Consider the following 21,590-nt stretch of genomic DNA (forward strand, 5'->3'; position numbering starts at 1 on the left):
AATTCCCACAAGCCGTCCGGCACCATCCGTTGCACAAGCCCAGTCGTCACCACACCAGACTGCCGCAAGATCACACCAAACGAAATGGCGCCTTACAAGCGCCTGCCCTGAGGCCAGCAGGTGGGGAATTACGCGAGCGTTCACAAGCTGGCACCCCGGTCCGCGACCCTTGCCGCTTGGGTCTGCAGGCCGGGCCTCAGCCACGTTTCTCTCGCAGGAGCCGGCCACGGCCGTTGTGGAGTTCGAGCGTGAAGGACAGTCCGCACGCGGTGAGCGCGGCGGCGAGATCGTCCAGGCGGTGCGGTACGACGAAGCCGCTCAGCAGGGTGTCTGCCCCGTCGGGCTCGGCCTCGAACCGGCACCAGCTCGTCTCGATCTCGTAGCCCTCCCAGGAAGAGGACCTGGACGTCCAGCCCGCACGCACCAGACGCAGGGCCAGGCATCCGGCGCTGCGGCCCGGGAGCAGGCCGCACAGGTTGTTCTCGTGCTCGTCCCACATCTCGTCCAGGACGGCACCGTCGTCGCAGAGGTCCACGCCCACAGTGTGAGGGAGCGGCGCTCGCTCATCCACCGAGATTCGCGTCGTGCGCGGCCGGACCCGGGCCACAGCTCCCGCACGCCAGGGCTGTGCGCGCCCCGGGCCGGGTGTCCCGCAGCGGTGCCGTGCCCAGCACGCGGGTGCGGGTCGGGCGTCGCGGGTCTGCTCGGCGGCATCCGGCGTGCATGCCGGTGCCGGGGCCGGGCCTGGGGTGTTCGGGTCAGCGCCAGGGCTGGGGAATGTTCTTCAGCTGGGCCAGCAGGTCCCAGTCAGCCGGCCGTTCCCTGGGCGTGAACCAGGGCGCGCCCTGCCCGGTCCAGTAGCCGCGGTATTCCCGGGTCCCGGCCAGGCCGAAGGCATGGATCCCCGACTCCCAGCCACAGCAAGAGCAGATGTTGTAGGTCGGCCAGGTCTCTTCGAAGAAGAGGCTGCCGTCCTCGTAGCCGCAGACGCGGCATATCTCCTCGTCGATGTCGCTGCGCATGGGATTGTTCGGATCCATACGACCCATTATGCCTGGAGTATCTGCTGGTCAGCGGGGGTAGGCCTGGCGCATGCGCTGGTCATAGGCGGCCGCGCTCTCCAGGCCCGCGGCAGCCCGCCGCTCATCGAGGTGGTCGGGGTCACGCACGGGCCGGGGCATCAGGCGACCGTTCTCCTCGGTGTACTGGGTGCCGTAGACCTGGGGCTGGCCGTCGGCGACCAGGACCCGGTCGGTGAGATAGGCCAGGTGCCTCGCCGGAGCCTGATCGGCGTCCACCGCCTTGGCCAGGTGCTCCAGGGCGGCGCGCTGAAAGGCCAGATCGCGGTCGGCGTGCTGGACGAGCAGCCACGCGTCGTCCGCGCCCCGTTCGCCGACCAGGTCCGTACCCGGCCAGCCGTGCTCGGCGATGACCGCCTTGATCCAGGCGGTGTTGGCCGTGTCGATGCCGGGAAGATCGTCGAACTCGCCGGTGTCCAGGTAGCGGTGGCGGGCCTCCTGGTCGGCGGCCGCGCGGCGGCGCAGTTCGGCGGCAAGGTCAGAGCGGAGCGTCACGGCGAGTCCCTTCCCTCTCGGCGGAACGGCTTTCGTGGGGCACGCGGCGGGTCCTGCACCCTTTGCCGGAGCGCGCGAGGCCCCGGGGCCGGGATGTCAACTGCCTGTGCCGCGAGGGCCCGTGCGGACGATCTTCTGTTCGGCTGCGGGGGCGAGTGTGCAGGTCGGGGCGGGGGGTGAAGCCGGGGCAGGAGGAGGGGCGGAGAAGAATCTTGGGGCTGTTGTTGAGATCGGGGGCGGGCGGGCCTAGTAGCCGGTGACAGTGTTCCCTGGTTCTGACCCGAGGAAGTTCCCCTCCCCATGATCGACCTCTTCTTTGACCTCGTCCCGCCCGTGGTGCAGGTGCTGCCGTCGCTGCTCGCGCTGTGGGACCGCCGTGCGGCGCTGCTGCCGCGGCGGCGCGTGATCCCGCACCGGTCCGCGCCCCCGGCCGTGTACGAGATCCGGCCCCCGCGCGGGGAGTGCGGTGTGCTCCTCCCGGCGGGGTCGGTGGCTGCCGGACTGCTTGGGGGCATGCCGCCCGGGGCGGTGCTGCGCTACGAGGCGCCCGACGGGGCGGTCATCACCTGCTGGAGCGCACCTGCCGCGCCCGGCACGGGTGGTGGCGCGGTGGGCGGGACCGGCCGGGACGGGCTGCGTCTGTGGTGAGCGGCCCGGGCGAAGGCGGGAGTGCTTCGCAGGATGGTGACGGCGTGGGCCCGCACGATGCGGGCCGCGCCTGGCTCGAGTCGCTGGGCGCGGCGGGCCTGGAACGGCTGCGCGGGAAGATCATCGCCTCGCTGGGGTCCTTCACGCAGTTGAGCCTGGCGGAGCGCGCGGACGTGGCCGACGAGGCGATCTATGACGTCCTGCGCAGCGGGCGCCTGGACCCCTCGAGGCAGCCGGTCGCGTACGTCAAGACGGCCGCGTGGCGTCTGGCCGCGAAGAAGGTGTCGAGGTCGGCTGCCGAGTCGCCGGTAGAGCACCGTGAGCTGGAGCTCCTCGATGATGCGCGTACCCAGGTGGACGTGGAGGGGCTGGCCGAGGAGGACCAGGACCTCCTCGGGCGGGTGATGCGAGGGCTGGACTCCCTGACCTCGTCTGAGCAGCGTGAGACCACCGTGCGCCGGGCGTACGGCGAGAGCGCGCAGGCGATCGCCCAGGACCTGGGCATCTCCGCGCAGCAGGTCTCCACCCAGAGGCACCGAGGCGTGAACAAGGTCCGTGCCTCGCCCGAAGTGCAGCCCTTCGTACGCCAGGCGTACCTGGGGACAGTGCGGCGACCGTCGCGGCCGCAGAGCGGGGCATGACATGCACGAATACGGGATCACCGGTCGAGACCACACACAACGGGATGAGGAAGATGGCATGAGCGGCGTGTCGACCTACGAGCGGCTGCTGGCCCGGCTGTCGGGTGAGCGGGAGGACTTCTGGGACCGGCCCGACGGCGACTGGGGCCCGCGCGGGGCCCGGGGCGCGGCCGGGGCGGAGCAGGAGCGGCTGCGGGCCGACGCGAACGCTGCCTATGTTATCGGGTCGAATGCGCTGCGCCGGGGTGAACTGGACAGTGCCGGGGACTGGTTCGCCGTCGCGACGGATGCCGGGCACCCGGGGGCGGCGTTTCGCACCGCGCTGGTCGCGGTGCGGCGGGCACTGACAGACCGTTCGGCATGGGTGGTCGTCGGCGGGCTCGACGAGGCCTCGCCGACGCACACGGCACACGAGGTACAGCGGTGGCTGCAGATCGCTGCGGCTTTCGGCCACGAAGATGCCCGCTACCTGATCGCGCACCGGACCGCCAGCAGCTGCGACACTGCCGGGGAACAGACGGCGCCGGCCGGTGAAAGCGATGCGCACGGAGAGGGGCAGGACACCGGGCACGCTGTTGTGGCCCGGCCGGAACAGGTACAGGACCCGGAGTTCTTCGATGAGATCCTCGCGTTTCGTCTCGATCCTCCACAGCGCGGCGGCGTCCCGGGTCCGGGCAGTGCCGCCGGCCAGACGCCACAAGGAGGCCCGGTCGAGGAGGACATGGCAGAGCAAGTAGTGCCCGGCGAAGTCCAGGCGCCGACGGACAGTCCTGCCAAGGGACCGGTCACACGCGTGGGGACGGAGACAGGGCTGATGGAGGGCTTCATCACGACGCGCCTGACGGCTCTGTACGTCGCCACCCGTACGGAGGTTCAGCGTGCGCTCGAGCAGGCCCGTGTTGATCCGTGGCAGCGTTTGTTGGGCCAAACTGACCCGCCGACCAACCCACTCGAGACCGGAGCGTTGCCCGAGGCTCTTCTCAAGCGGTTCCTGTCGGCGTCGATGGGCGATGAGCGCGCACTCCGCGAGGTGGCCTGCTCCGCGCTCCTCTCACGCACGCGCCGCACCGTGTTGTGGGCCGACCACGATCCCAGCGCCGATGAGGGCTGGCTGCTCTATACAGGGGGCCGCGTTGAAAAGGACACATCCGGCCGTCCAGCCCGTCTCCTGCTGCACACCGACGGCGTCACCTCTCCCTTCACAGCGGGCGAGGACGGCCTCTCGGATGCCTGGGCAGGCCGCGTGGCCGGACTCTTGCGCCCTACCACGGCCAGCGACCGTGCGGCCGGGGCGGTGGACATGCGGTGCTGGAGCGACACCGAGCTCCTCGACGCGCTGGTCCGCGGCACACACGACCCTGACCGCATGCGGCGGCTGCGGCTGGTGAGAGACGAGCTCCGCGACCTGTCCAGTGGCCTGGAGGAACGCCTGTCCGTCATCAACGTCCTGTACAGGCCCGGCACATCGCTCGCCCGGCTGCTCGCGGACCTGTCCGCGCCGCTGGCGGAGCTGGAGGCGCAGTACGCGGACACTCCCGGTGGCGGGGGCGACGGCTGGTCTCCGCCAGGCCAGGCAGGTGGGCTCGCTCCCGCTGCGCCTGGTCTGCTGACGCCTGGATGGGCAGCGCTGCAAGGAAGGTGAGAGGCTCGGGCAGATCAGCGCGCGCCGGAGCACCGGCAACTGTCCTGGGGCGTGTGCGTGGGCGGTAGCCGCCTGCAGTGCGCCTTCCTCAACGTCCAGGGCCCTGCGGCGGAAGGCGGCGGGCGCGTCGACGTCCGGGCTCCTGCGGGCACCGGGCGAACAGCGGTGTCACGCTGAAGGGATGATGGGGTGGTGATCCGTAACGATGACGCGATGCAGGCACTCTTCCAGCGCTACGCCGCCCCTGGCCGCCGCTACCTGAAACTCGGCGTCTCTCTGCTGCACATGGAACCTGAGGCGTACGAGGCGTTCGGGCGTGACCTGGCCGCTGACGCCCGCGGCATCAGTGACGACGATCTCGCCGTGATGCTGGAGGGAAGCTGGCGTGAGCGGCGTACCGCCGCCTGGTTCGCGGCCGTCTCCCGGCGGGAGCATGTGCGCGAGCGGCTGGGCGTGTTGCTGCTGGAGAGTGAGGTGTGCTGTGCGGGGCTGGCGTACTGCGTGGCACTGGCCAGCTTCGCGACCAGCCGGGACGCGGAGCTTCTCGTCTCCTACCTGGAGCGGTACCTGCGCCGCCCCGACCTCGGCTACGACCAGCCGGTCGCCATGGGGGCGCTCGCTCACCTCGACGCCGTCCTCGGCGCCGACCGCACCGGCCCGCTGCTACGTGAGGACGGCTTGTGGACCCTGTGGTTCAACGACGCGGCCCACATGCACGGCGACCCCGTCATCTCCCCCTATCTGAGCCTGGTCCGGGACCTGTGCGCGGTCGTCGACGACTGCTCCACCCTCTGAACCCTGCCCACCCCCGGGGTCATCGGCCAGGCGCGGCCCGCCGACGGCGGGCGGCGTTCATTCGTAGAGGGTCGCCGCTTCGAGTGCCCGGGCCAGGAAGGTCCAGTCGCCGTCCTGGGGCATGTTCAGGTTCCGGTTGCGGTAGAGGCCGTCGGCGTCGTCGATCCATGCCGCCAGGGCCTCCAGGTAGTGCTCCAGGCTCTGGTTCTCCCACTGCTGGCCATTGCGGCGGTAGTCCAGGTGCAGCGCACGGACGAAGGCGGCAAGGTCCGGGCGGCTGCGGACGTCGTCAGCGCCGAGATGTTGTTCCATGCACGACACGCTAACCGTGCACCCACGCACGTTGGTCAGCGCCCCGCTGCGGGGAGCGTCGCGGCCCGGACGCCAGACTTCGCCGACCGGCCCGACCGTCCGGTTCCGGGCCTGTGATCCGCGTACAGGGGCACCCCCGGCCGTGGGACTGCTCAGTCCTGCCGCGACCGGTGCCCGACGGGCGTGCCGCACACGTGGCCGATGGCGTCCGGCTCGCCCAGGCCCGCGCGGTTGATACGGCCCTTTCCCGGCTTACGCCCTGCGCGGCGAACCGTGCGGCCAGAGCCGGGGGTGCCCGCGCGTCCTCGAACCCTTCGCAGAGTCCTTCGCCCGTGTCCGCGTACTCGTAGCGCAGGGCGTAGCGCACACCTGCGTGATGCCACTCCAAGCGGTCCAGGGGGCGGGCCAGGACCGCCTCGAACCAGTCGGCCACGACATGCCCCAGCTGCGCGGGCTCGCCTGTCGCTTCGAAGTTGTCCGGCCAGCCCGGCGTGAGGGTGAAGTCCTGATTGTGCATCTGGCCTCCGCGGACCCTCACGCCGTCAAAGCAGGCGCCCACCGTCCGCACGCCCCGGTTCCTCAGAGGATCGATGACGTCCAGGTAGACGATGAGCTGGCCGTCGGCCGTGCAGTGGGAGGGAAGAACGACCGTGGAGAGCGAGTCAACCGGCCAGGACCGTGCACGCGGCCGAGCACGTCCACGAGAGCCCGCTGCGCGGGGTCGAGTTCGTGCTCTTCGTACTCAAACCAGGGAATCTCCTCCATGCCCCCACGCTGTCCACGGCCGCAGCACTCTCACCAGCGGATCTTGCCGCCGCGTCCCGCCAGCTCGGTCAGGCGCGGGAGGAGAGGGCAGCCCCTGTGCCACGCCGTCGGCCGGGGCAGAGGGCCGGGGAGCAGCCAAAGCCCCTCCAAGTCGTGATCACAGTTGTGGAACGCCGTGTTCCCCGAGATCAGCCGGTCGGCCACAATCAGCACGGGGCGCGGCATCACGGAGCGCGTGCCTGCCGGGGGAATGGGCGCGGCGCGGTCTGCGGCGCGAGGGAGAGGAGCCGGTGGGCATGGTGGTGGAGCAGGACGGCGTGCAGGACGCGGTGGCGCGGGCGCGACTGGAGGTACGTACCGGGGCGGCTTGGGCCTCGTGGGAGGTCGCCGCGGCCGCATGGGAGGGCCTGACCGCGCCCGTGGCAGCCTCCGGGGTGGCGCGACGCGAACGCGGCCGAATCCAGGCCGGGTTGGATGAGCGGGTGCTTCCGGTGGTGTGGGCGTGCATCGCGCCCGGTGAGCGGCCTGGCTATCCGGTGGCGCTGGACGCGTTCCTGGAACGGCATGATCAGCGACTGAAGCGACTGTTCGCCCAGCACAGGCCGACAGCGGCAGACGCCGTGGCTGGACGGTTCGCGGTGCTCGGGTCACCGGTCGCCCTGCTCGTGCTGGAACGGCAGGCCGGAACCGGCAGCCGGTTCGGCCTCGCCGCCCGCTGGAAGGACGAGGGCCTGGACGAGCAGTGGCTGAAGGACGCGGCCACCGCGTGGGAGGCAGCCAGGTCGTGAGCGCGGGCACCTGAGCCGGGGGCCCGAGAGGGTTCAGGCCGGGACGGGCAGGCCTAGATCACGGCATTCTCTTCAGCGGCCCCATTACCTGACGCCGAGTCTTCGCGCAGCCGTTTCCCTGCTCACTGACGGCTTTTCCCCGATTTCTCAAATCGGCGCTTGCGTCGTCTCTTTGAGGGCTATCGTGCCGCTTACGGCGTGATCTCGTACTGCCCGCCGGTATGGCCGTCAGCATCGTCTGTCGACCGTGCTGACGGGCACCCGCCCAGGGAGCCCACCTCTACACCAGAGAGGGGGTGTGCGATGTCGCGTCGCCGAGGACGGGGGCGATCACGACGTGAGCCGAGCCGGAGCCCGCAGGGGCGCCGGCACCAGCTCGGTCCCATGGGGACCATCGTGGTCACGGCCGTCGTCAGACAGGTCATCGACGAGCTGGCTAAGGTGCTGGCTCGGCTCCTGACCGGGTAAGACCCCCCGGCATGCAACGAACATGCCGGGGAGTCGATCATGGGGCCCGCCGGCGTGTGCCGGCGGGCCTTCATCATGCGCTTGCCCGGCCGCCCGGGTGCCCGGCCGGGTGCCCGGCCGCCCGGCCGGGCGGGCACAGGAGTCGCCCTGCCAACCAGTATCACGAACGGCGCACAGTGGTACCAGAAGGGGCGAATCGGAGCTCGCCCGTTGTGTGGTTACGGGGTTAACTATAGGGCCGCGGGCGCGCACTGTGTCACTGCTTCGGATTATCAGCGGGATTATTGGCGACATTAGAAGCCAGCAGAACCCTTATAGTTCCAGGACTAGGAGCACCAAAATAATGGTCGCCGCAGGAGCCGCACGGCACGGTCATTATGTCGGCGCCATTATAACGTCGGCGCCCGGGCGCGCCGGTATGGTGCCACCTCGCTGTGCAGTTGGCGTCCAAGGCTCGCTGTGGGATCACGGCAGCTCACCCGGCGGCTGCGGGCGGTTCATGCGGTACCTCCTGGTCGAGGCCCTGACCCGTCCATCGTCGAGTGCGGCCCTGCCCGGGCCTCCCGCCGCCGGGCGCTCAGCAGTTGAGGCCTCGGCGGCAGGGCTCAGGGCGGTGCCCGGGAGCGGGGGCCGCCGCCCTGGGGGCCGCGGCATCCTCGCGGCCGCGCACGGGCCGGTCTCCCTGAGGCAGGCGGGTCTTGGCCTCGCACGGCACGCGTGCCCGCTCGTCCGGCTGCCGGGAGCAGCGCTGCCCTAGGCCGGGTCGTAGTCCAGGCCGTGGTCGTAGTCGTCCTTGGAGCTCAGGTACCCGGGGCGCCCGTGGAAGGGGGGTAGCCCGGCGGCCTCGCTCGCGTAGCGCACCGCCTCGACCATCAGTGCAGCCGCCTCGTACCACTCCTCATCATCCCGGAACTCCACGTCGGCGGCCGCGGCCAGGAACGCCGCGGCCCGCCGGGCGGCCCTGGCCGTCGGTGTCCTGGGACCGTCCACGGCCTCCCGGGTGTAGGTGAAGGGGGCGCGGCCGCGTGAGCGGATGACGTCCGAGCACCACAGCGGGTCGTCGCTGAAGACGCCCAGGGCTACGCGTACCAGCGCGCGGCCGTCGTGGCGTTGCCCGGCTTCCCGCAGCACCAGGTAGGCGTAGTGGTAGACCTCCGCCTCGGCGTCGAGGGCCCCTTCCTGCAGTCCGGCGCGTTCCAGCGCCGCTGCGGCGGCGTCCCCGCATCGCGGGCGCAGGGCCTCAAGGCGCGCGTAGTCACTGTCGTAGTACATGCTCTCGAGCTGAGCGGAGGCCTCGTACCAGGCTTCGGCCTCCGCGCAGACATGGGTCAGGGTGCGCAGCTGGGCGGCCGCGTCCTCCATGCCGATGGTGCTCAGGGTGTCGGCCAGCCCGATCCAGGTAGCGTCGGGGCTGTAGCAGGCGAGGGCGAGGGTGTAGGGGAGCTGGCTGGTGGCCTGGATCTGGCGGGCCAGGGCGGCAGCGCGGCTGCGGTTCTTCGGCATCGTGTCTCGGCTTCCGGCGGGCCGGTCCCCACGCACTGCCCGCTGCGGTGCTCGATGCTTGGGTCGAACCTCAAGTACGCGGGCCCGCTGGGACCTTCACCCGCAGTGGCAGGCAGCGTGGGGGCCGGCCCGGGAGGCAGTGCGCGTCTAGCCGCCGCGAGCGTACCAGCGCCCGCGCGGCGGCCGCAGGCCATCGTGGTCCTCGCGAGGAGGGCGGCTATGAGGTCAGGATCTTCACCATGACGCTGTAGACCGGGGAGTCGGCGAACGGCTGCTGTTCACCGCCCTGCGGTACCCCCACTCCTCGTACAGGGCCTGGACCTTGGGGTGGGTGACGTCGGCGAGCAGCACCGCCAGGTCCTCTTCGCGGTTCTCCAGCAGGGCCGCGTGCTGTTGCTGGGCGATTCCTTGCTTGCGCCAGCGGGGCGGACCATGACCTCGGAGACGGCGTAGGTGGCGGTGTGGTCGCTGGCCGGCTCGAAGGGGGTCTTGCGCCACCATTCGCTGCCCGGCTTGAGCGGGGCGCCGTAGGCGAAGCCGGTGGGTTCGCTGCCCTGGTAGGCGACGCCGCAGGTGAAGCCGGGCATGGTCGACCAGTGGTCGACGAACCAGGGGAAGCGCTGGTTGAACGCGTCGTCCATGGCGTCGGCGTAGGAGTCGGCGTGGACGTCGATCAGCGTCTGCCGGAAGCCCTCGGGAAGGCTTCCGTGGCGGTAGTGGTGCAGGTTGATCGGCTGGGTCACGCTCGGCTCCATTCGTGTCGCGTGCGCTCGGACCACTCGCGGGCGAGCGTGGAGGAGGGGCGGTGCGCAGCAGGTCCCGGTGGAGGTCTCTGATCTGGGTGCGCAGCCGTCCGGGCAGTTCGGCGCCGCTCATGATCGCGAAGACGGTGGTGGCGGTGTCGGTCGCCCGCTCGGGTTCGCCCTGGCGGAGCTGGGTGTGGGCGAGCTGGCAGGTGGCCAGGGCCCGGTCGCGGTGGAATGCGGCGGGGATGCGTGCCAGGGCGCGGTGGGCTCTGGCCTCGGCCCTCGTATGGTCGCTGTCGTGGTTGAGGACGATGGCGGCGACTCGCTGCACCGCAGGCGCCCGCTCCTACTCCCGAGGGGGAAGACTCGCCTGGGCTCTCCAGAACTCCGGGGCTCCTGGTCCGGCGAGCCACTGGATGAACCGATCTGCCGACGTCTCGAAGGCGTCAGCCAGCGAAGTTGTTCCGGCGACAGTCCGTTCGACGGGGTCGATGTAGTGAGCGTTGTGGTCCACCTCGCACCGGCAGGCCACGCTGATGGCCGACCAGACGCTGAGAAGGCCTTCCTCGGTTCACTCCACGTCGAGAGAGGCCTCGAGCCAGTCAGCGCCTTCGTCGTAGAGCGAGACCTCAGCCAACAGGACCTCCGGGGTGCCGGCCCTGGCCCGTCCCGGGAACGTGACGTGCTGCGGGAACCACTGCCAGAGCGGTGGCTTCCCCGATACGTGGACGCCATCGATCTCATGCTCCGAACGCCGAATGCGGTCGAGATCGGCGACACCAGCGTCTGGGAAGAGGGCCTCCAGGGGCACGGCATCGAAGGTCCCGCGTGGCGTGTTCATGAGCCTGAGCATGGGGAACATCAGCTTCAGGGGCAAGACCCAAAGCGGCCCCTGGCCTAGAGTCGTGGCCGTGACCGAACCCCTGCCGAGCGAGCCCCTGAAGAACTTCCTGAACACCATACGAGCTGGCGAAGTGCGTACCGGCCGCGTCATCAGCATCGAGGACCGGGAGGTGCTCGTCGAACTGGACGGGTTCTCCGGCGCCAGGAAAGCGGTGGGGCGTATCCCGCGCGGTGATCTGACCCGCAAAGCGATCGGGCATCCATCCGAAGCTGTGAGCATCGGGCAGCAGCTCACCTTCGAAGTGATAGCGGTCGACTGGCAGCAGGAGCGGGTCTGGGCCTCCGCTTCAGCGTGCGAGGACCCGGCTCTGCGAGCATTCCTTCTCGGCCTTCGACGCGGCGCAGCACACCAGGGCCAGGTGCAGAGCGTCCACAACTTCGGTGTGTTTGTGCGCCTCGACGGCGAACCGGTCGATCAGTGCACCGGTTTCATCAGGGGCCCCGAACTGAGCTGGCGGCGGATCGACCATCCCGCAGACGCCGTGACGGCCGGCCAGCGGGTCGTAGGCGAGATCATCGACGTAGACACCAGGCGTGGACAGGTTCAGCTATCGCTGAAGGCTCTCCAAGAGGACCCGCTGGTTCCCTTCGCGGACCAGGCGGGCAGTGTCACCACCGGCCAGGTCACCAGGCTGATCCCGTTCGGAGCTTTCGTCCGCATCGCCGACGGCGTCGAGGGCCTGGTGCACATCACCGAGTTCCGTGACGAGCCCGTCGAGCACCCCGACCAGATCGTGAGCGAGGGAGACGAGATCACCGTACGGATCGTCGAGGTCGACCTCGTGCGCCGCCGCCTCACCTTGTCAGCCAGGAATCTGCCGCAGAACGGGAAACGATCTACCTGAGAACGGGAAGCGGTCTCCAGGTGCCCTGTACCGCACCAGGTCACCGCCGCGCGTGAACATCCGTAGGTGAGTGCCCCGTTGATCAGTCGTACGGGGAGGGCCAGGAGATGGAGCGCGAGGGTCTGTGGCCCTCGCATCACGGTCCGACGGTGCGTGCGGGGCGCCAGAGTGTGGAGCCACCAGGTGTCCGGCGAGGGGCTGGGCGGGTGAGGGCTCAAGGCTGGCCCGGTTCGCGCGCCACCTGGTCGAAATCGCCGTAGTGGAGGGACGGCCCGTCATCTCCCCGAGCCCGTTTACCGGTTCTTCACTGAGCACATCTCGCGTACGCCGTCGGCAGTACCCCTGGCCCTGACAGGTGGGGCGCGGCACCGGCCGGAGTGCGTCTCGTGGGCGGTGCCGCGCCCGCGCACCCACCGACGCGGTCAGGGCGGGTGCGGTGCACTGCCCGGCTCAACCGCGCTACGAGGGTGGCGGTCACGCCGCTACGGGCATGGAAACGGGTTCGAGGCCTCACACGAGGGGGGCCATCGGGCGCTCGCTGAGACATGCTTGTCCCTCACCGTCGGCTCGGCGGTCAGCGCCCGCAGTCTCCTCTGTCAGCCCGCGGACGGCCTCCGCTGAGCACCTGGTCATGGGTCTCCTGCTGGTGCGACGATGGGGGCATGACGCATCGAGACCGGCAGGGTCGACAGATTGAGCTGACCGAGTGGGCAGACCTGTTTGACGACTTGGCGTATCGCATCGTGGCAGAGGACCAGGTCGAGGGCGTCAGGATCCGGACGGTGTGGGAGGGCATCGACGAGCTTCCCGGAGCGATGTTTGCCACCGGCGTTCTGCCGCAGGGGGAGGTGCGCTGGAGTAACGAGCGAGCAGACGCGCGCACTGAGGCGGAGGCGATGGAGCAGCATCGCAAGGTTGTCCAGGGTGTACGTCGGCGCTCGGGCAGCATCAGGTAGATCAACTCCTGCCCTGCCGGGTCCTGGACGTTGGGGCTGGGGCGCGTAGGCTGGCTGTATGGCGGCAGAACGGGGCACCGAGAACGGCTCCTCCTACGCGTGGTGTTTCTCGCACGGCCGGCTCCATGTCTTCCAGGCGGGCCAGGACCCGTGGTGCACGGCAGAGTGGGTGACGGTGCAGGGCGCGACGCGCGAGGCCGCACTGGCAGCGAAGGCCGAACACTTCGGTGACGCACAGTTCTTCGACGAACTCCCGGCCGGCCAGCATCATGCGCTCATCAACGCCCGCGGGGCGGCTTCACGGTGACCTGCGGCATGGACGCAGCAGGCGCTGGCTTCGTCTGGGTCGTGTGCGACGAGGTGCCTCACGGCGTCATCCTGGACGACGCCGGTCCCCTCCCCAGACCCTTGAGGTCATCAAGCTGCTGCGGAAGCGTCTGGCGACGAATTTGTCGCACTGCAAGTTGCTCATCAGCGACCTGCCGGCCACCGTCCTGGCAGCGGTGCCGGAGGAGCCCGCCACGGCGCTCGAAACTGCTCTGCGCGCCGTCGGCGCCCGTGCTCACGCCGAACCGCATCAGTAGCTTCCCCAGCCTGGCGGTCGTGGTGCCTCCTCGCAGCCGCGTCGGGGCTTCGGACAGGAGGCCCGCACACCTACCCGGGGCCCCAGGAAGACAGCTCCGCCCGCGCTGACAGCTCGCCGCCACGCCACCACCCGTCCCTCTTGAAAGGTCTGTATGAGCTGGGACGTTCTCCTCCTGCGCCTGCCTGACGAGTGCGCCTCGGTGCAGGACCTGCCCGACGGCTGGATGCCGCCGCCACTCGGCCACCAGCACGAGGTTCTCGCGGCCGTCACCCACGCCGCGCCCGCAGCCGGTCTCACCGACCCCCACTGGGGCGAACTCTGCGGGCCTGGCTGGTCCATGGAACTCAACATCGGCCCGCAGGACCCGGTGGAGTCGGTCATGCTGCACATCCGGGGCGGCGGCGACGTCCTCGCCTGCATTCTGGATCTCGCCCAAGCCCTCGCCTGCAAGGCACTGGACTGCTCCACCGGAGACCTGCTCACACCGGACAACCGCTCGGGCTGGCACGCCTTCCAGGACTACCGGGACCGTGCCACCGGCCCCGGACTCTGAACACGTCGGCTCCCTCGCCCCGTCACGTGCCGCAGCACAGGCGAGCCCGGGGCCGACGATGCGGCGCGGCCGTGCACGCCAGAGCCCTCGCTTCGCGCACGCTCAAAAGGGTGCGCCGCATCGGCGGGCGCAGCCTACGCCGCGGTTCCCCCGGCGCGGTGCGGACCGGGGCGAGAGATCAGAAGTTCGGAGCGCGGCCGGGGACCGGACCGGGGCCGGGGTGCTCGCCGGGGGGTGGCGGGAAGTGCCGGTGGAGGATCTCGTTCCACTGTGGCAGGGAGAGGGATCCGCTGGTCAACGACTGTGCCTGCACCAGGTCGGCCAGGGCCTGGGCGAAGGGGACGGCGTCACTGTCCGCGGGTAGGGCTGCGGCCGCCTGGATCAGGCGTGTCCGCAGGACGGGGAAGACACGGCGGGCCCACGCGTGGCGGTCTTCCCAGGTCCGGGCGCGTAGGGCTGCGTAGATCTGCTCCAGCGCCCACTGTGGGCAGGCCGGCTGGTGGAAGATCTCGGTGACCTTCCCGCCCAGGCCGACGGTCAGGGTTCGCACGCTGGCTGGGTCCTCGCGTCCCGCGCAGTCGGGGCAGACACTCAGTGCGCCTTCCTCCACATCGTCCATGACACGGACCTCCCCTTGGTGTTCTGCTGGTCTGGTGGCGGTTTCAGCGGTCCGGCGTCCCCGTCCGGCACAGCTCACCGGCCGGACGTCGTACGGCAGGGCCGCGATGGGAGTGCGATAGGGCAACCGGCTCTGGCCTGCGCGTTGTTGGAGCATGGCGTGGTCAGGCGGCGGTGTAGATGCGGAAGGCCGGTGGGTGGCTGCCGTCCCGGGTGGGTCCGGTGACGTCGCGGGCGTGGACGGTGAGGGCCTGGTTGACGATCTGCGCATCCAGGCCGGGCGGGCGGCGGGCACCGCGCAGGGTGTACGCGAGGTGGCGGCGGGCTTGGGCCAGCAGGTGATAGGTGCGGAAGCGCCCGCGCGAGCGTGTCGCGGCCACCATCGCGATGACCTCACGAGCCGCCTTATCGACGTCGATCGCGGCCGGTCTTTGGGCACGTACGGGCGCGGAGGCGGTGCGGGCTCGGTCCAGGAGGGTGGTCGTGAACGACGGGCCGAAGGCGTGGGACGCCGAGGCGTGCCAGGCGTCTCGCAGTTCGGGCAGGGCGGGTGGCCGCCGCGGCGGCGGGAGGGTCTTGGTCACGGCGATGCGCTGCAGTCGCTCGCGGCGTGCGTCGAAGGGTGCCGGGAAAGCTACTGGGCCGTCGGCGTCGTCGCGGGTGGCGGGCTCGGGCAGGGTGTGTTGCGTGGCCTGGAGGTGGGCGGTGATCTGGGCGTTGCGCAGGGCCATCCACGCGATGATCTGCGGCTCGTGCAGTCCGGCGAGTTCCATGACGGGCCGGCGTCCGGGAGTGACGGTGCGCGGGCAGGTCGCCAGGCCAAGGGCGTGGCAGGTCTCGGCCAGGACCAGCTCGTCGTACAGGGTCCCGGCGGCGACGGCGTGGTTGAGGAGGGTGGTGGAGTGCACCGCCCTCCACCGGCCGTCAGGGCGCAGGCCCTTGAGAGCAACCAGCAGGTGGTCGTGCAGGAGCGGGGTGTGGGCGGAGGAGGCGTAGTGGCGTAGCTGGGCGGCCAGGAGGCCTTGCTCGGGGCGGTGGCGGGGGCCTTGGCCGTTGCGTCCGCTGCGGATCTGCGCGGCTTCGTCCTCGATCCAGGCCAGGGTCTGGGTGATCGCCGTCTCGTGTGCGTTCTCGATCGCCCGGGCCGCGTCCTGTCCTCCCAGCGCCCACAGCACGTGGACCGAGGCGGGTGCGCGGAAGATGAGCTCGACGCCGGTGACTTGCGCCCGCTGCCCCAGTGCCCCGGCACGCCGGACTGTGCAAGCGCTGGCCCCCTGGGTCTGCAGGGCGTGCCGGATGCGGGCGGCGTCGGGGTGCTCGCCGTGTCCGAACAGGCTCACCAGTTGCTCCTCGGTGGCCAACTGGCCCGCCTGCAGGCCGACCAGGGGCAGACCGCGGCCTGTCCACCGGCCAGCGGGGACCCCGGCCAGGTGCTGCGCCTGGCGCAGTGACTGGCCGCGGGCACGCGGGTGGTCACCGGCCGCCACGTGAGCAAGGAAGTAGCGCACCGCCCGGTCCGTGTTGATCAGCCTCATGTCCATCATGCAAGCCAGCGAACACGCCGCCGCCCAGTGAAAACGGGGGTATGGTCCGGCGTCCCGTCTCACGGGAGCAGATGCACAACGTTCTCGGCGGCGGCCCGTCTCACGGGCCGTCCGCGCGGATGCCGGCCAAGAGAAGATGGGCTGTTCGTCGCGTGGGGGCTCGTACGGTGCTGGCGGTGACAGGACGCTCGGTGCACCCGCGTGCCCGGGCTGTTCAGGCCTGCACGTAGGGTGCCGTCATGAGCGAAGAGGCTGCCGCGGCCGGGAGACTGAACGATGAGGAGTTCGCGCAGTTCCTTGAATTGCTGCGGCGTTACAGCGCTTTCGAGCTGGATCAGTGGGAGAACTTGAGTACCGAGACCCCCTACGGGCCGGTCTACATCATGCTTACCCGCGCGCTGCCCCCGGGCTGGACCAAGGAAATGTACCGACCGATCTGACCCAGACGTCCCGGCGGCCAACCGCGAAGGCCTGCTCAGCAGCGACCCGGGGCCCTCCGCACTCATCATCGGCTTCTAGGCAGAATCGCTTCTCCTCACAGGTGCAGTCACGGACGCCGCGGGCGGAGTCGAGCGTCACACGCAGGACCAACAACGGTGGGAGGCGTACGTCACCCCCTTCACGGCCATGGACCGTCGACGCTATGCCGTGTTTGCCCAGGCGGACGACGTGGTGGCCATCCTGCGTACTGCCCTGGGTGCCCACGGCTGGCAGGAACGCGCGGCTCTGGCCTACCTCACCGACGACCGAGAGCACGCCCTGGAGCTCTTGCCGGAGGCGTTCCGCCTGGCCCTGTGGCGCGACAGCCCCTCCCCGGCCCTCACCGTCATCTCCCGTATCCCCCGCGAGCAGTGCCTGTCCCTGCTCGAACTGCTCATCCTGACCGAGATCGACCACGTCACTGACTACGCCAACCTGGCTACGCTAGCCGCCGACTGCGGCGCATGCGTGGCTCCAAGGTCGCATGAGCCTGCGGTCCCGCCCCAGCCACGACGCCGCAGGCTTCCCGGGGAGATCACTGTCTACGAAGCCACCTGGCACTGGCTGCATGACCCAGTTCCGCCCGGTGCCGGCATTCCACGACGGCCAGCCGGATTCGCCGCGTACCACGCCCTGCACATCTCCCGGCACAGGCAGCCGCCGCCCTGGCAGCCTTGGCCAGGGCGATGGAACTAGAGTTCGCACAATGGCCAGCTTCCTGACCCACCGGGCGCGCGTGCACGACGCCCGGCTCCCCCTCCACCAACGGCACAGTGCGCTGCGCACATGCCTCACCGTTTTCGCGCCGTACGGCCTGCGGGCGACCTACCATCACCTCACGCTCAGCGCCGCGATCCCCCGCCGCCTGGAGGCGGACCCGGACGCGCTGGCACGAGCGGTAGAGGAGTTGCACGAGGCGCGGGTGCTGTGGCTCGTGCGGGCACAGGAGTACGCCGTGCAGCGCCGGGCGCAGAAGCAGGCCGGGCGGCGGGACGTAGCAAGTCCCCGGCCGTGGTGGCTACGGGGCTGGTGGGATACCCCGTCACGCGCCTGGTTCGATGACCCGTTTCGCCACCCGTCACTGCGACTCTCCGAGTACGTCCGGCGGCAGAACGCGCTCCTGGACGGCGCCGATCTGCCCGGCTGCCCGGCTTGCGGGGACGAGGGACCGCCAGTCCTCAGCTCGACCGCGCATGGCTGGGTCGAGCTGTGCCGTGGGTGCGCGTGGGAGTTGGCGCCATGCCCGTGCGGCCAGCAGCACCGGATCGTGCCAGCGACCCCATTCAAATGGAACGGGATCTGGCAGCGCGCGCACATGAACGATGCCGGCATGCCGAACCCACACTACCCCGCGAGACAGTCACGGAAAATTCCCGGATAATGATCGAGCTCTGATTCCTGACGGTATCAGAATGGATGCCTTCAAGACCAAAGATAGACTATTCGGAACATTAAAGATCGGCAGACCACATGCTAGGCATAAATCAACTAATTGAGGCCCTACCCGGACTCTCTCAAGTCCGCTCAGAAGATCGAGACGCTCTAGACTGGGAAGCCATATTTGCGGGTATCGGATCTCCGCTTCCGGCTGATTTCCAGGAAGTCGCCACGAACTTTAGCCCTTTCGAGGTGGGTAGCTTTCTGCGAGTTTGGGTTCCTACTGCCGGGCGAGAGCGCGATTATGTTCTCGCGGTCAAGGGCGAGCTGGAGACCCTCCAGTACCTCGTTGAGGATAGCGAGGCTGGATCGTACCGCCCCTTCCCTGCGAAAGAAGGGCTGATCCCCTGGGGGGCATCCCTTGATGGCGACGTCTTCTACTGGAAGACGAATTCGACCGATCCGGATCGCTGGCCCGTTGTCGTCGGCGGCGCCAGTGGCTCTTGGTCGGAGCGTGAAGGTGGCCTGATCCGATTCATCACCGATCTGGCGCAAGGTCGCTTTACGGATAGCGAACTACCGGAAGGCGTCATCAGCGCCGCCTCACCCGTCGTGCAACTGGTGGGGTAGAGTGAGTTGTGAAGCTTACCCCTCGCTCATGTCGCTGGCGACCGACCAGCAGAAAAAGAGGGTCATCCGCCGGCAGGGGATCTCGGAAGTCCTGAACCGCGGTAGCGACACAGATGAGTTGCGTAACGAAACAAAACTGCTTTCATTGTTCCGAACCTGCAAGCCGCGACTCATCCAGCACGCGAGGGCGCAGTAGCGTGCCTTTCACATATCAACATGGAGAGCTGATGGAACCGCAGACCGTGAAGATTCCTCTCAATGTCGCCATTGACGCCGCCAGAGATCTCAACGAATACGTGGTGTCCCTCGACAGAATATTTTCGCGTCTGGGAACCGGAGAATACGACGAGCGGATTCTCTCCGACTATGTGGTCGATCGGCGGGTCTTGCAGAGGATCGCGGCATTGCGCGCCCACGTCTTCGATGCACTCGAGGAAGTGGTGGGAGCGGAGAAAGCTGAGGAGATCGCTGAGGAGTCGTACACCTACACCGACCCGACCTGACATTTCACCATGCGACCCGAGCCGACAGGTCCTGCATGGATGTGCACCGAGGCGACGCGGCACCTCTCATGACCTCTACCATCCGAGCGACCGCTTCAAAAGGCCGCGAGCCTCTTCATCCAAATTTACGGCATCGCCACACCGCACTGCTTCCAAAAATTCCCGGGACGGCAGATACTCATGCTCGAGGACATAATGAATTACGCGATCCGGAGCCACCAGCCATACTCTTCTGCTAAACCGGAGGGCAATCTTCCCGTCGCCGAGCTCGAGAGTACGGGAACCCCTTGACTGCCTTACCGGTCCCCGATGAATATCGTTGAGGCGATGGCCGCAAATAGGGCACCCGCTCCATCCTCGGACTCGCCCCGACACGTCCTCCTCTCCAAGCTCAAATAGCTGTGACTGGATTTGAGGGTCTACCTCGCCGCGCGGATAATCGGCCGCGCCGGTAAGCCAACCCACAGAGTACGCTTTGACGCGCCAAGGGAAGCGTAAATAATCGTCGGTGAATCGATTCATGTCGCGCACAACCTGGCCCCCGATCTCTGAATTTTTTCGAATGCAAGGCTCAATCTATCGAGCCGTATGTCACCCAGTGACATGTACCCATATTCTCGGTCGGAATACTGGACAGTCGCTTAATCGCCACGCTCCTGACAGGCTGGGGGCATGGTGTCTCCCAGTGATCAAGAACTGAGTACGGCCCTTCGGAATGCTGATTCCCCGGACTGGTCCGTTCGCGCGGCTGCCGGTCGGCGGCTTGCAGCGTCGGGCAACCTCGTCGCAGTGGCGGACGTCCTGCATCGTCTCCTGCTGGATCTCCGAGATTCCGGGGTCACCCAGGAGACTGCAGAGGCGCTGCTTGCCCGCAGGGACACCGCCGGCCTTCGCTGCGTTCTGCTCGCCAGCAGCCAGGCTGTCGAGCTCTGGACCATGGATCAGCTTGGGGCCGCTCTGGACAGCAACCCTGAGTGGATGACTACCGATGGCGCGGACCGGCTGATCCGCCAACTGCACGAGCTCACGGCCGATGACGATGCCGGGGTCCGCAACGAGGCCCAAAGGATCCTCTCGCGTCTGCGGCCGCGAGAGGTATGGGACTGACCGTCAGCCTGCTACCTCGGGGTCGGCGATGAGGCGAAGTCCCGCTTCCACCAACATTGCGACACTGTCGGCCTGTTGCTTGCTGTCGATTTTAAGGTCGCGCGCCAGGTGTGCCGTGACGGATCGGACGACCTCGTCGAGCGCTACGGCGACGAGGGGCTCCACGCGTTCTACCGGGCTGATCGGCTGGTCGCCCTGTACGTCGAGGACGACGGGCCCCAGGTCCTGCTCGACGGGATCGCTCTGGTCGGCCGCCCGCCCTCGCTCGTGCGCGACGGCCTGGAGCACCTTGCCCAGCGATGCGGCGCGGCCGTGGCCACGACCTGGTCCGGCGATGCGGAAGTGCCGGCCTGGGGCGTGTCGATGGGCGCGGCGACACGGTGGGCGCCCGCGGCGGTCGGCGGCTACTGCGAGCGCACCGACCAGGTGACCACCGAGGTCCTGTTGTGCGCGCCCGAGCTGGCCAACGACCCCTACAACAGCGACACGGTCATCATGTGGCAGGACGTACGGGAGGTGGACCACAATCCCGGCAGCTGGCCCGTACGCCCGCTGCGCGAGCGGCCGCGCTGGCAGTGGACGCCGCTGGAGAGCGTGGGCCCGCTCGTGTTCGGCATGGGCCCGGAACCGGTTGCCCAAGCCCTCGGCGGCGAGCGGCCGGCCGTGCGCCGGGGCACCTTCCCCTACGCCTGGCACAAGACCTGGGGGGTGTGGGACCTGCGCGAGGAGCGGTTCGACGAGGCGGGCGTGAGCGCCCACTACACCCACGCCCAGGACGGGCCACGGCCTGTGCTGGGCGCGGTGACCGTGCACGGCCGCACCAGGCCGCTCATCGCCTTCGAGGGCTTCGAACTCGTCGGCCAGCCCGTCCCTGACGTCGACGCCGCCCTGCTCAGGTTCACCGAGACCACCGGCCACAGCGTGGCCTTCGGATGCGCCGGCGACATCGGCCCCGATGAGGAGAACGCCTACGTCCGCGCGGACCGGGCCGGCGACCACACCATCAGCGGGGCCCGGTTCTGCTCGTACGGCTGGGAAGACCACGGCTGAACCCCGCCGATAGCGGTCTCCGGTCTCAGCCCGCTGAAGCCTGAAGTGCTGCCGCGCGGGATCTCCACTCGCGGCGCAATATGAACGCCCGCAGAGCCGCGACCCCGAGAAAGACGACGCCCATGGCCCCTCTCTCCCACCCCCCGGCCATCACGAACCAGTACAAGCCGAGTCCGGCGAAGGAGAGGCAGACGGCGATGAGAAGGGGCTCCCTGATGTAGAACGGCAGGGCACGGAGGATCACGTTGATCAGCATCGGGACAGTGAAGCATGCGGCTCTGACAGGGCCCTCGCGGGCAGTTGCCCGCAGCAGGAACCGGGCGGGAGAGCCTGCACACGGCCCCGGGAATCCGGATGCGTAAACCTGCCGTGAAGACTGCCGGGACCCGGCAGTGAACGTGCCGGCCTGGGCCGTGATGATGACGGCGTGCCCACGGCGGCCCCCGGCCCCGACCGCAGGACGGGCCCGGGCCGAAAAGCATGTGAAGACCGTGTGCAAAGATGCGATCGTTAAGCGAGCGTACGTTCGATCAGCGTGCGTCGCACATATCTGAGT

Annotated in this window: 26 protein-coding genes and 1 pseudogene; 16 read left to right on the forward strand and 11 right to left on the reverse strand. The window is 69.1% G+C overall.

All coding sequences use genetic code 11. The annotated features are described in order from the left end of the window. Positions 1-196: 196 nt before the first annotated feature. From ABT160_RS42320 to ABT160_RS42330, 3 genes are all read right to left on the reverse strand, one after another. Entirely contained in the window at positions 197-535 is a 339-nt protein-coding gene (locus ABT160_RS42320) for a hypothetical protein (protein WP_351654408.1), read from the reverse strand. Between the two features lie 223 nt (positions 536-758). Beyond that, positions 759-1,040: a hypothetical protein gene (locus tag ABT160_RS42325; RefSeq protein ID WP_351654409.1), complete on the reverse strand. Its 282-nt coding sequence runs from the start codon at positions 1,038-1,040 to the stop codon at positions 759-761. A 30-nt stretch (positions 1,041-1,070) separates the two neighbouring features. After that, positions 1,071-1,574 carry a DUF6624 domain-containing protein gene (locus tag ABT160_RS42330; RefSeq protein ID WP_351654411.1) on the reverse strand — a complete coding sequence of 168 codons (504 nt, stop codon included), beginning with the start codon at positions 1,572-1,574 and terminating at the stop codon, positions 1,071-1,073. Positions 1,575-1,874: 300 nt separating this feature from the next. On the opposite strand from ABT160_RS42330, the gene ABT160_RS42335 reads away from it, so the two are divergent. The 4 genes from ABT160_RS42335 to ABT160_RS42350 all read left to right on the forward strand — a co-directional run bounded on the left by ABT160_RS42335 (position 1,875) and on the right by ABT160_RS42350 (position 5,300). Continuing rightward, the gene (locus ABT160_RS42335; protein ID WP_351654413.1) at positions 1,875-2,222 is read left to right on the forward strand and encodes a hypothetical protein; all 348 of its coding nucleotides are present in this window, start codon (positions 1,875-1,877) and stop codon (positions 2,220-2,222) included. 44 nt (positions 2,223-2,266) lie between these two features. Then, complete coding sequence (locus ABT160_RS42340) at positions 2,267-2,863, forward strand: sigma-70 family RNA polymerase sigma factor (protein ID WP_351654415.1); 597 nt, start codon at positions 2,267-2,269, stop codon at positions 2,861-2,863. Between the two features lie 58 nt (positions 2,864-2,921). Next, positions 2,922-4,505, forward strand: a complete 1,584-nt coding sequence (locus ABT160_RS42345; protein WP_351654417.1) for a hypothetical protein — start codon at positions 2,922-2,924, stop codon at positions 4,503-4,505. Positions 4,506-4,697: 192 nt separating this feature from the next. Then, on the forward strand, positions 4,698-5,300 hold the full coding sequence (locus ABT160_RS42350) for a DUF6000 family protein (protein ID WP_351654418.1): 603 nt from the start codon (positions 4,698-4,700) through the stop codon (positions 5,298-5,300). Positions 5,301-5,357: 57 nt separating this feature from the next. Here the strand turns inward: ABT160_RS42350 and ABT160_RS42355 are convergent, their stop codons facing one another. Beyond that, positions 5,358-5,612 carry a DUF7660 family protein gene (locus ABT160_RS42355; RefSeq protein WP_351654419.1) on the reverse strand — a complete coding sequence of 85 codons (255 nt, stop codon included), beginning with the start codon at positions 5,610-5,612 and terminating at the stop codon, positions 5,358-5,360. A gap of 1,061 nt (positions 5,613-6,673) precedes the next feature. On the opposite strand from ABT160_RS42355, the gene ABT160_RS42360 reads away from it, so the two are divergent. Beyond that, the gene (locus tag ABT160_RS42360; RefSeq protein WP_351654421.1) at positions 6,674-7,165 is read left to right on the forward strand and encodes a hypothetical protein; all 492 of its coding nucleotides are present in this window, start codon (positions 6,674-6,676) and stop codon (positions 7,163-7,165) included. Positions 7,166-8,386: 1,221 nt separating this feature from the next. On the opposite strand, the gene ABT160_RS42365 is transcribed toward ABT160_RS42360, so the two are convergent. From ABT160_RS42365 to ABT160_RS42375, 3 genes and pseudogenes are all read right to left on the reverse strand, one after another. Further along, on the reverse strand, positions 8,387-9,136 hold the full coding sequence (locus ABT160_RS42365; protein ID WP_351654422.1) for a hypothetical protein: 750 nt from the start codon (positions 9,134-9,136) through the stop codon (positions 8,387-8,389). A 217-nt stretch (positions 9,137-9,353) separates the two neighbouring features. Beyond that, positions 9,354-9,891 (reverse strand): annotated as a pseudogene (locus tag ABT160_RS42370) (GNAT family N-acetyltransferase). A gap of 562 nt (positions 9,892-10,453) precedes the next feature. Beyond that, complete coding sequence (locus ABT160_RS42375; protein WP_351654424.1) at positions 10,454-10,723, reverse strand: hypothetical protein; 270 nt, start codon at positions 10,721-10,723, stop codon at positions 10,454-10,456. A gap of 70 nt (positions 10,724-10,793) precedes the next feature. On the opposite strand from ABT160_RS42375, the gene ABT160_RS42380 reads away from it, so the two are divergent. From ABT160_RS42380 to ABT160_RS42395, 4 genes are all read left to right on the forward strand, one after another. Continuing rightward, complete coding sequence (locus tag ABT160_RS42380) at positions 10,794-11,630, forward strand: S1 RNA-binding domain-containing protein (protein WP_351654426.1); 837 nt, start codon at positions 10,794-10,796, stop codon at positions 11,628-11,630. 662 nt (positions 11,631-12,292) lie between these two features. Continuing rightward, on the forward strand, positions 12,293-12,586 hold the full coding sequence (locus ABT160_RS42385) for a hypothetical protein (RefSeq protein WP_351654428.1): 294 nt from the start codon (positions 12,293-12,295) through the stop codon (positions 12,584-12,586). Between the two features lie 58 nt (positions 12,587-12,644). Next, on the forward strand, positions 12,645-12,893 hold the full coding sequence (locus ABT160_RS42390) for a hypothetical protein (RefSeq protein ID WP_351654430.1): 249 nt from the start codon (positions 12,645-12,647) through the stop codon (positions 12,891-12,893). Between the two features lie 430 nt (positions 12,894-13,323). Next, a complete protein-coding gene (locus ABT160_RS42395; protein ID WP_351654431.1) occupies positions 13,324-13,725 on the forward strand; it encodes a hypothetical protein in 402 nt (133 codons plus the stop codon). A 178-nt stretch (positions 13,726-13,903) separates the two neighbouring features. Here the strand turns inward: ABT160_RS42395 and ABT160_RS42400 are convergent, their stop codons facing one another. Both ABT160_RS42400 and mobF read right to left on the reverse strand, forming a co-directional pair. Then, the gene (locus tag ABT160_RS42400; protein WP_351654433.1) at positions 13,904-14,275 is read right to left on the reverse strand and encodes a hypothetical protein; all 372 of its coding nucleotides are present in this window, start codon (positions 14,273-14,275) and stop codon (positions 13,904-13,906) included. Between the two features lie 232 nt (positions 14,276-14,507). Further along, the gene (gene mobF, locus ABT160_RS42405; protein ID WP_351654434.1) at positions 14,508-15,887 is read right to left on the reverse strand and encodes a MobF family relaxase; all 1,380 of its coding nucleotides are present in this window, start codon (positions 15,885-15,887) and stop codon (positions 14,508-14,510) included. A 239-nt stretch (positions 15,888-16,126) separates the two neighbouring features. On the opposite strand from mobF, the gene ABT160_RS42410 reads away from it, so the two are divergent. The 5 genes from ABT160_RS42410 to ABT160_RS42430 all read left to right on the forward strand — a co-directional run bounded on the left by ABT160_RS42410 (position 16,127) and on the right by ABT160_RS42430 (position 18,877). Beyond that, complete coding sequence (locus ABT160_RS42410) at positions 16,127-16,327, forward strand: hypothetical protein (RefSeq protein WP_351654436.1); 201 nt, start codon at positions 16,127-16,129, stop codon at positions 16,325-16,327. 187 nt (positions 16,328-16,514) lie between these two features. After that, on the forward strand, positions 16,515-17,063 hold the full coding sequence (locus ABT160_RS42415; RefSeq protein WP_351654438.1) for a hypothetical protein: 549 nt from the start codon (positions 16,515-16,517) through the stop codon (positions 17,061-17,063). 10 nt (positions 17,064-17,073) lie between these two features. Next, complete coding sequence (locus ABT160_RS42420; protein WP_351654440.1) at positions 17,074-17,748, forward strand: hypothetical protein; 675 nt, start codon at positions 17,074-17,076, stop codon at positions 17,746-17,748. Between the two features lie 248 nt (positions 17,749-17,996). Next, positions 17,997-18,374: a hypothetical protein gene (locus tag ABT160_RS42425; protein ID WP_351654442.1), complete on the forward strand. Its 378-nt coding sequence runs from the start codon at positions 17,997-17,999 to the stop codon at positions 18,372-18,374. A 227-nt stretch (positions 18,375-18,601) separates the two neighbouring features. Continuing rightward, complete coding sequence (locus tag ABT160_RS42430) at positions 18,602-18,877, forward strand: hypothetical protein (RefSeq protein ID WP_351654444.1); 276 nt, start codon at positions 18,602-18,604, stop codon at positions 18,875-18,877. A 75-nt stretch (positions 18,878-18,952) separates the two neighbouring features. Here the strand turns inward: ABT160_RS42430 and ABT160_RS47180 are convergent, their stop codons facing one another. Next, complete coding sequence (locus tag ABT160_RS47180) at positions 18,953-19,399, reverse strand: DUF7919 family protein (RefSeq protein WP_502984403.1); 447 nt, start codon at positions 19,397-19,399, stop codon at positions 18,953-18,955. 267 nt (positions 19,400-19,666) lie between these two features. On the opposite strand from ABT160_RS47180, the gene ABT160_RS42435 reads away from it, so the two are divergent. Then, entirely contained in the window at positions 19,667-19,984 is a 318-nt protein-coding gene (locus ABT160_RS42435) for a hypothetical protein (protein ID WP_351654446.1), read from the forward strand. Between the two features lie 108 nt (positions 19,985-20,092). Continuing rightward, positions 20,093-21,034, forward strand: coding sequence for a hypothetical protein (locus ABT160_RS42440; protein WP_351654448.1), 942 nt, complete (start codon positions 20,093-20,095; stop codon positions 21,032-21,034). Positions 21,035-21,059: 25 nt separating this feature from the next. Here ABT160_RS42440 and ABT160_RS42445 read toward each other — a convergent pair whose 3' ends face one another. Further along, positions 21,060-21,290, reverse strand: coding sequence for a hypothetical protein (locus tag ABT160_RS42445; protein ID WP_351654449.1), 231 nt, complete (start codon positions 21,288-21,290; stop codon positions 21,060-21,062). Positions 21,291-21,590: the final 300 nt, after the last annotated feature.

Source organism: Streptomyces sp. NPDC001941, assembly GCF_040296945.1.
GTDB lineage: Bacteria > Actinomycetota > Actinomycetes > Streptomycetales > Streptomycetaceae > Streptomyces.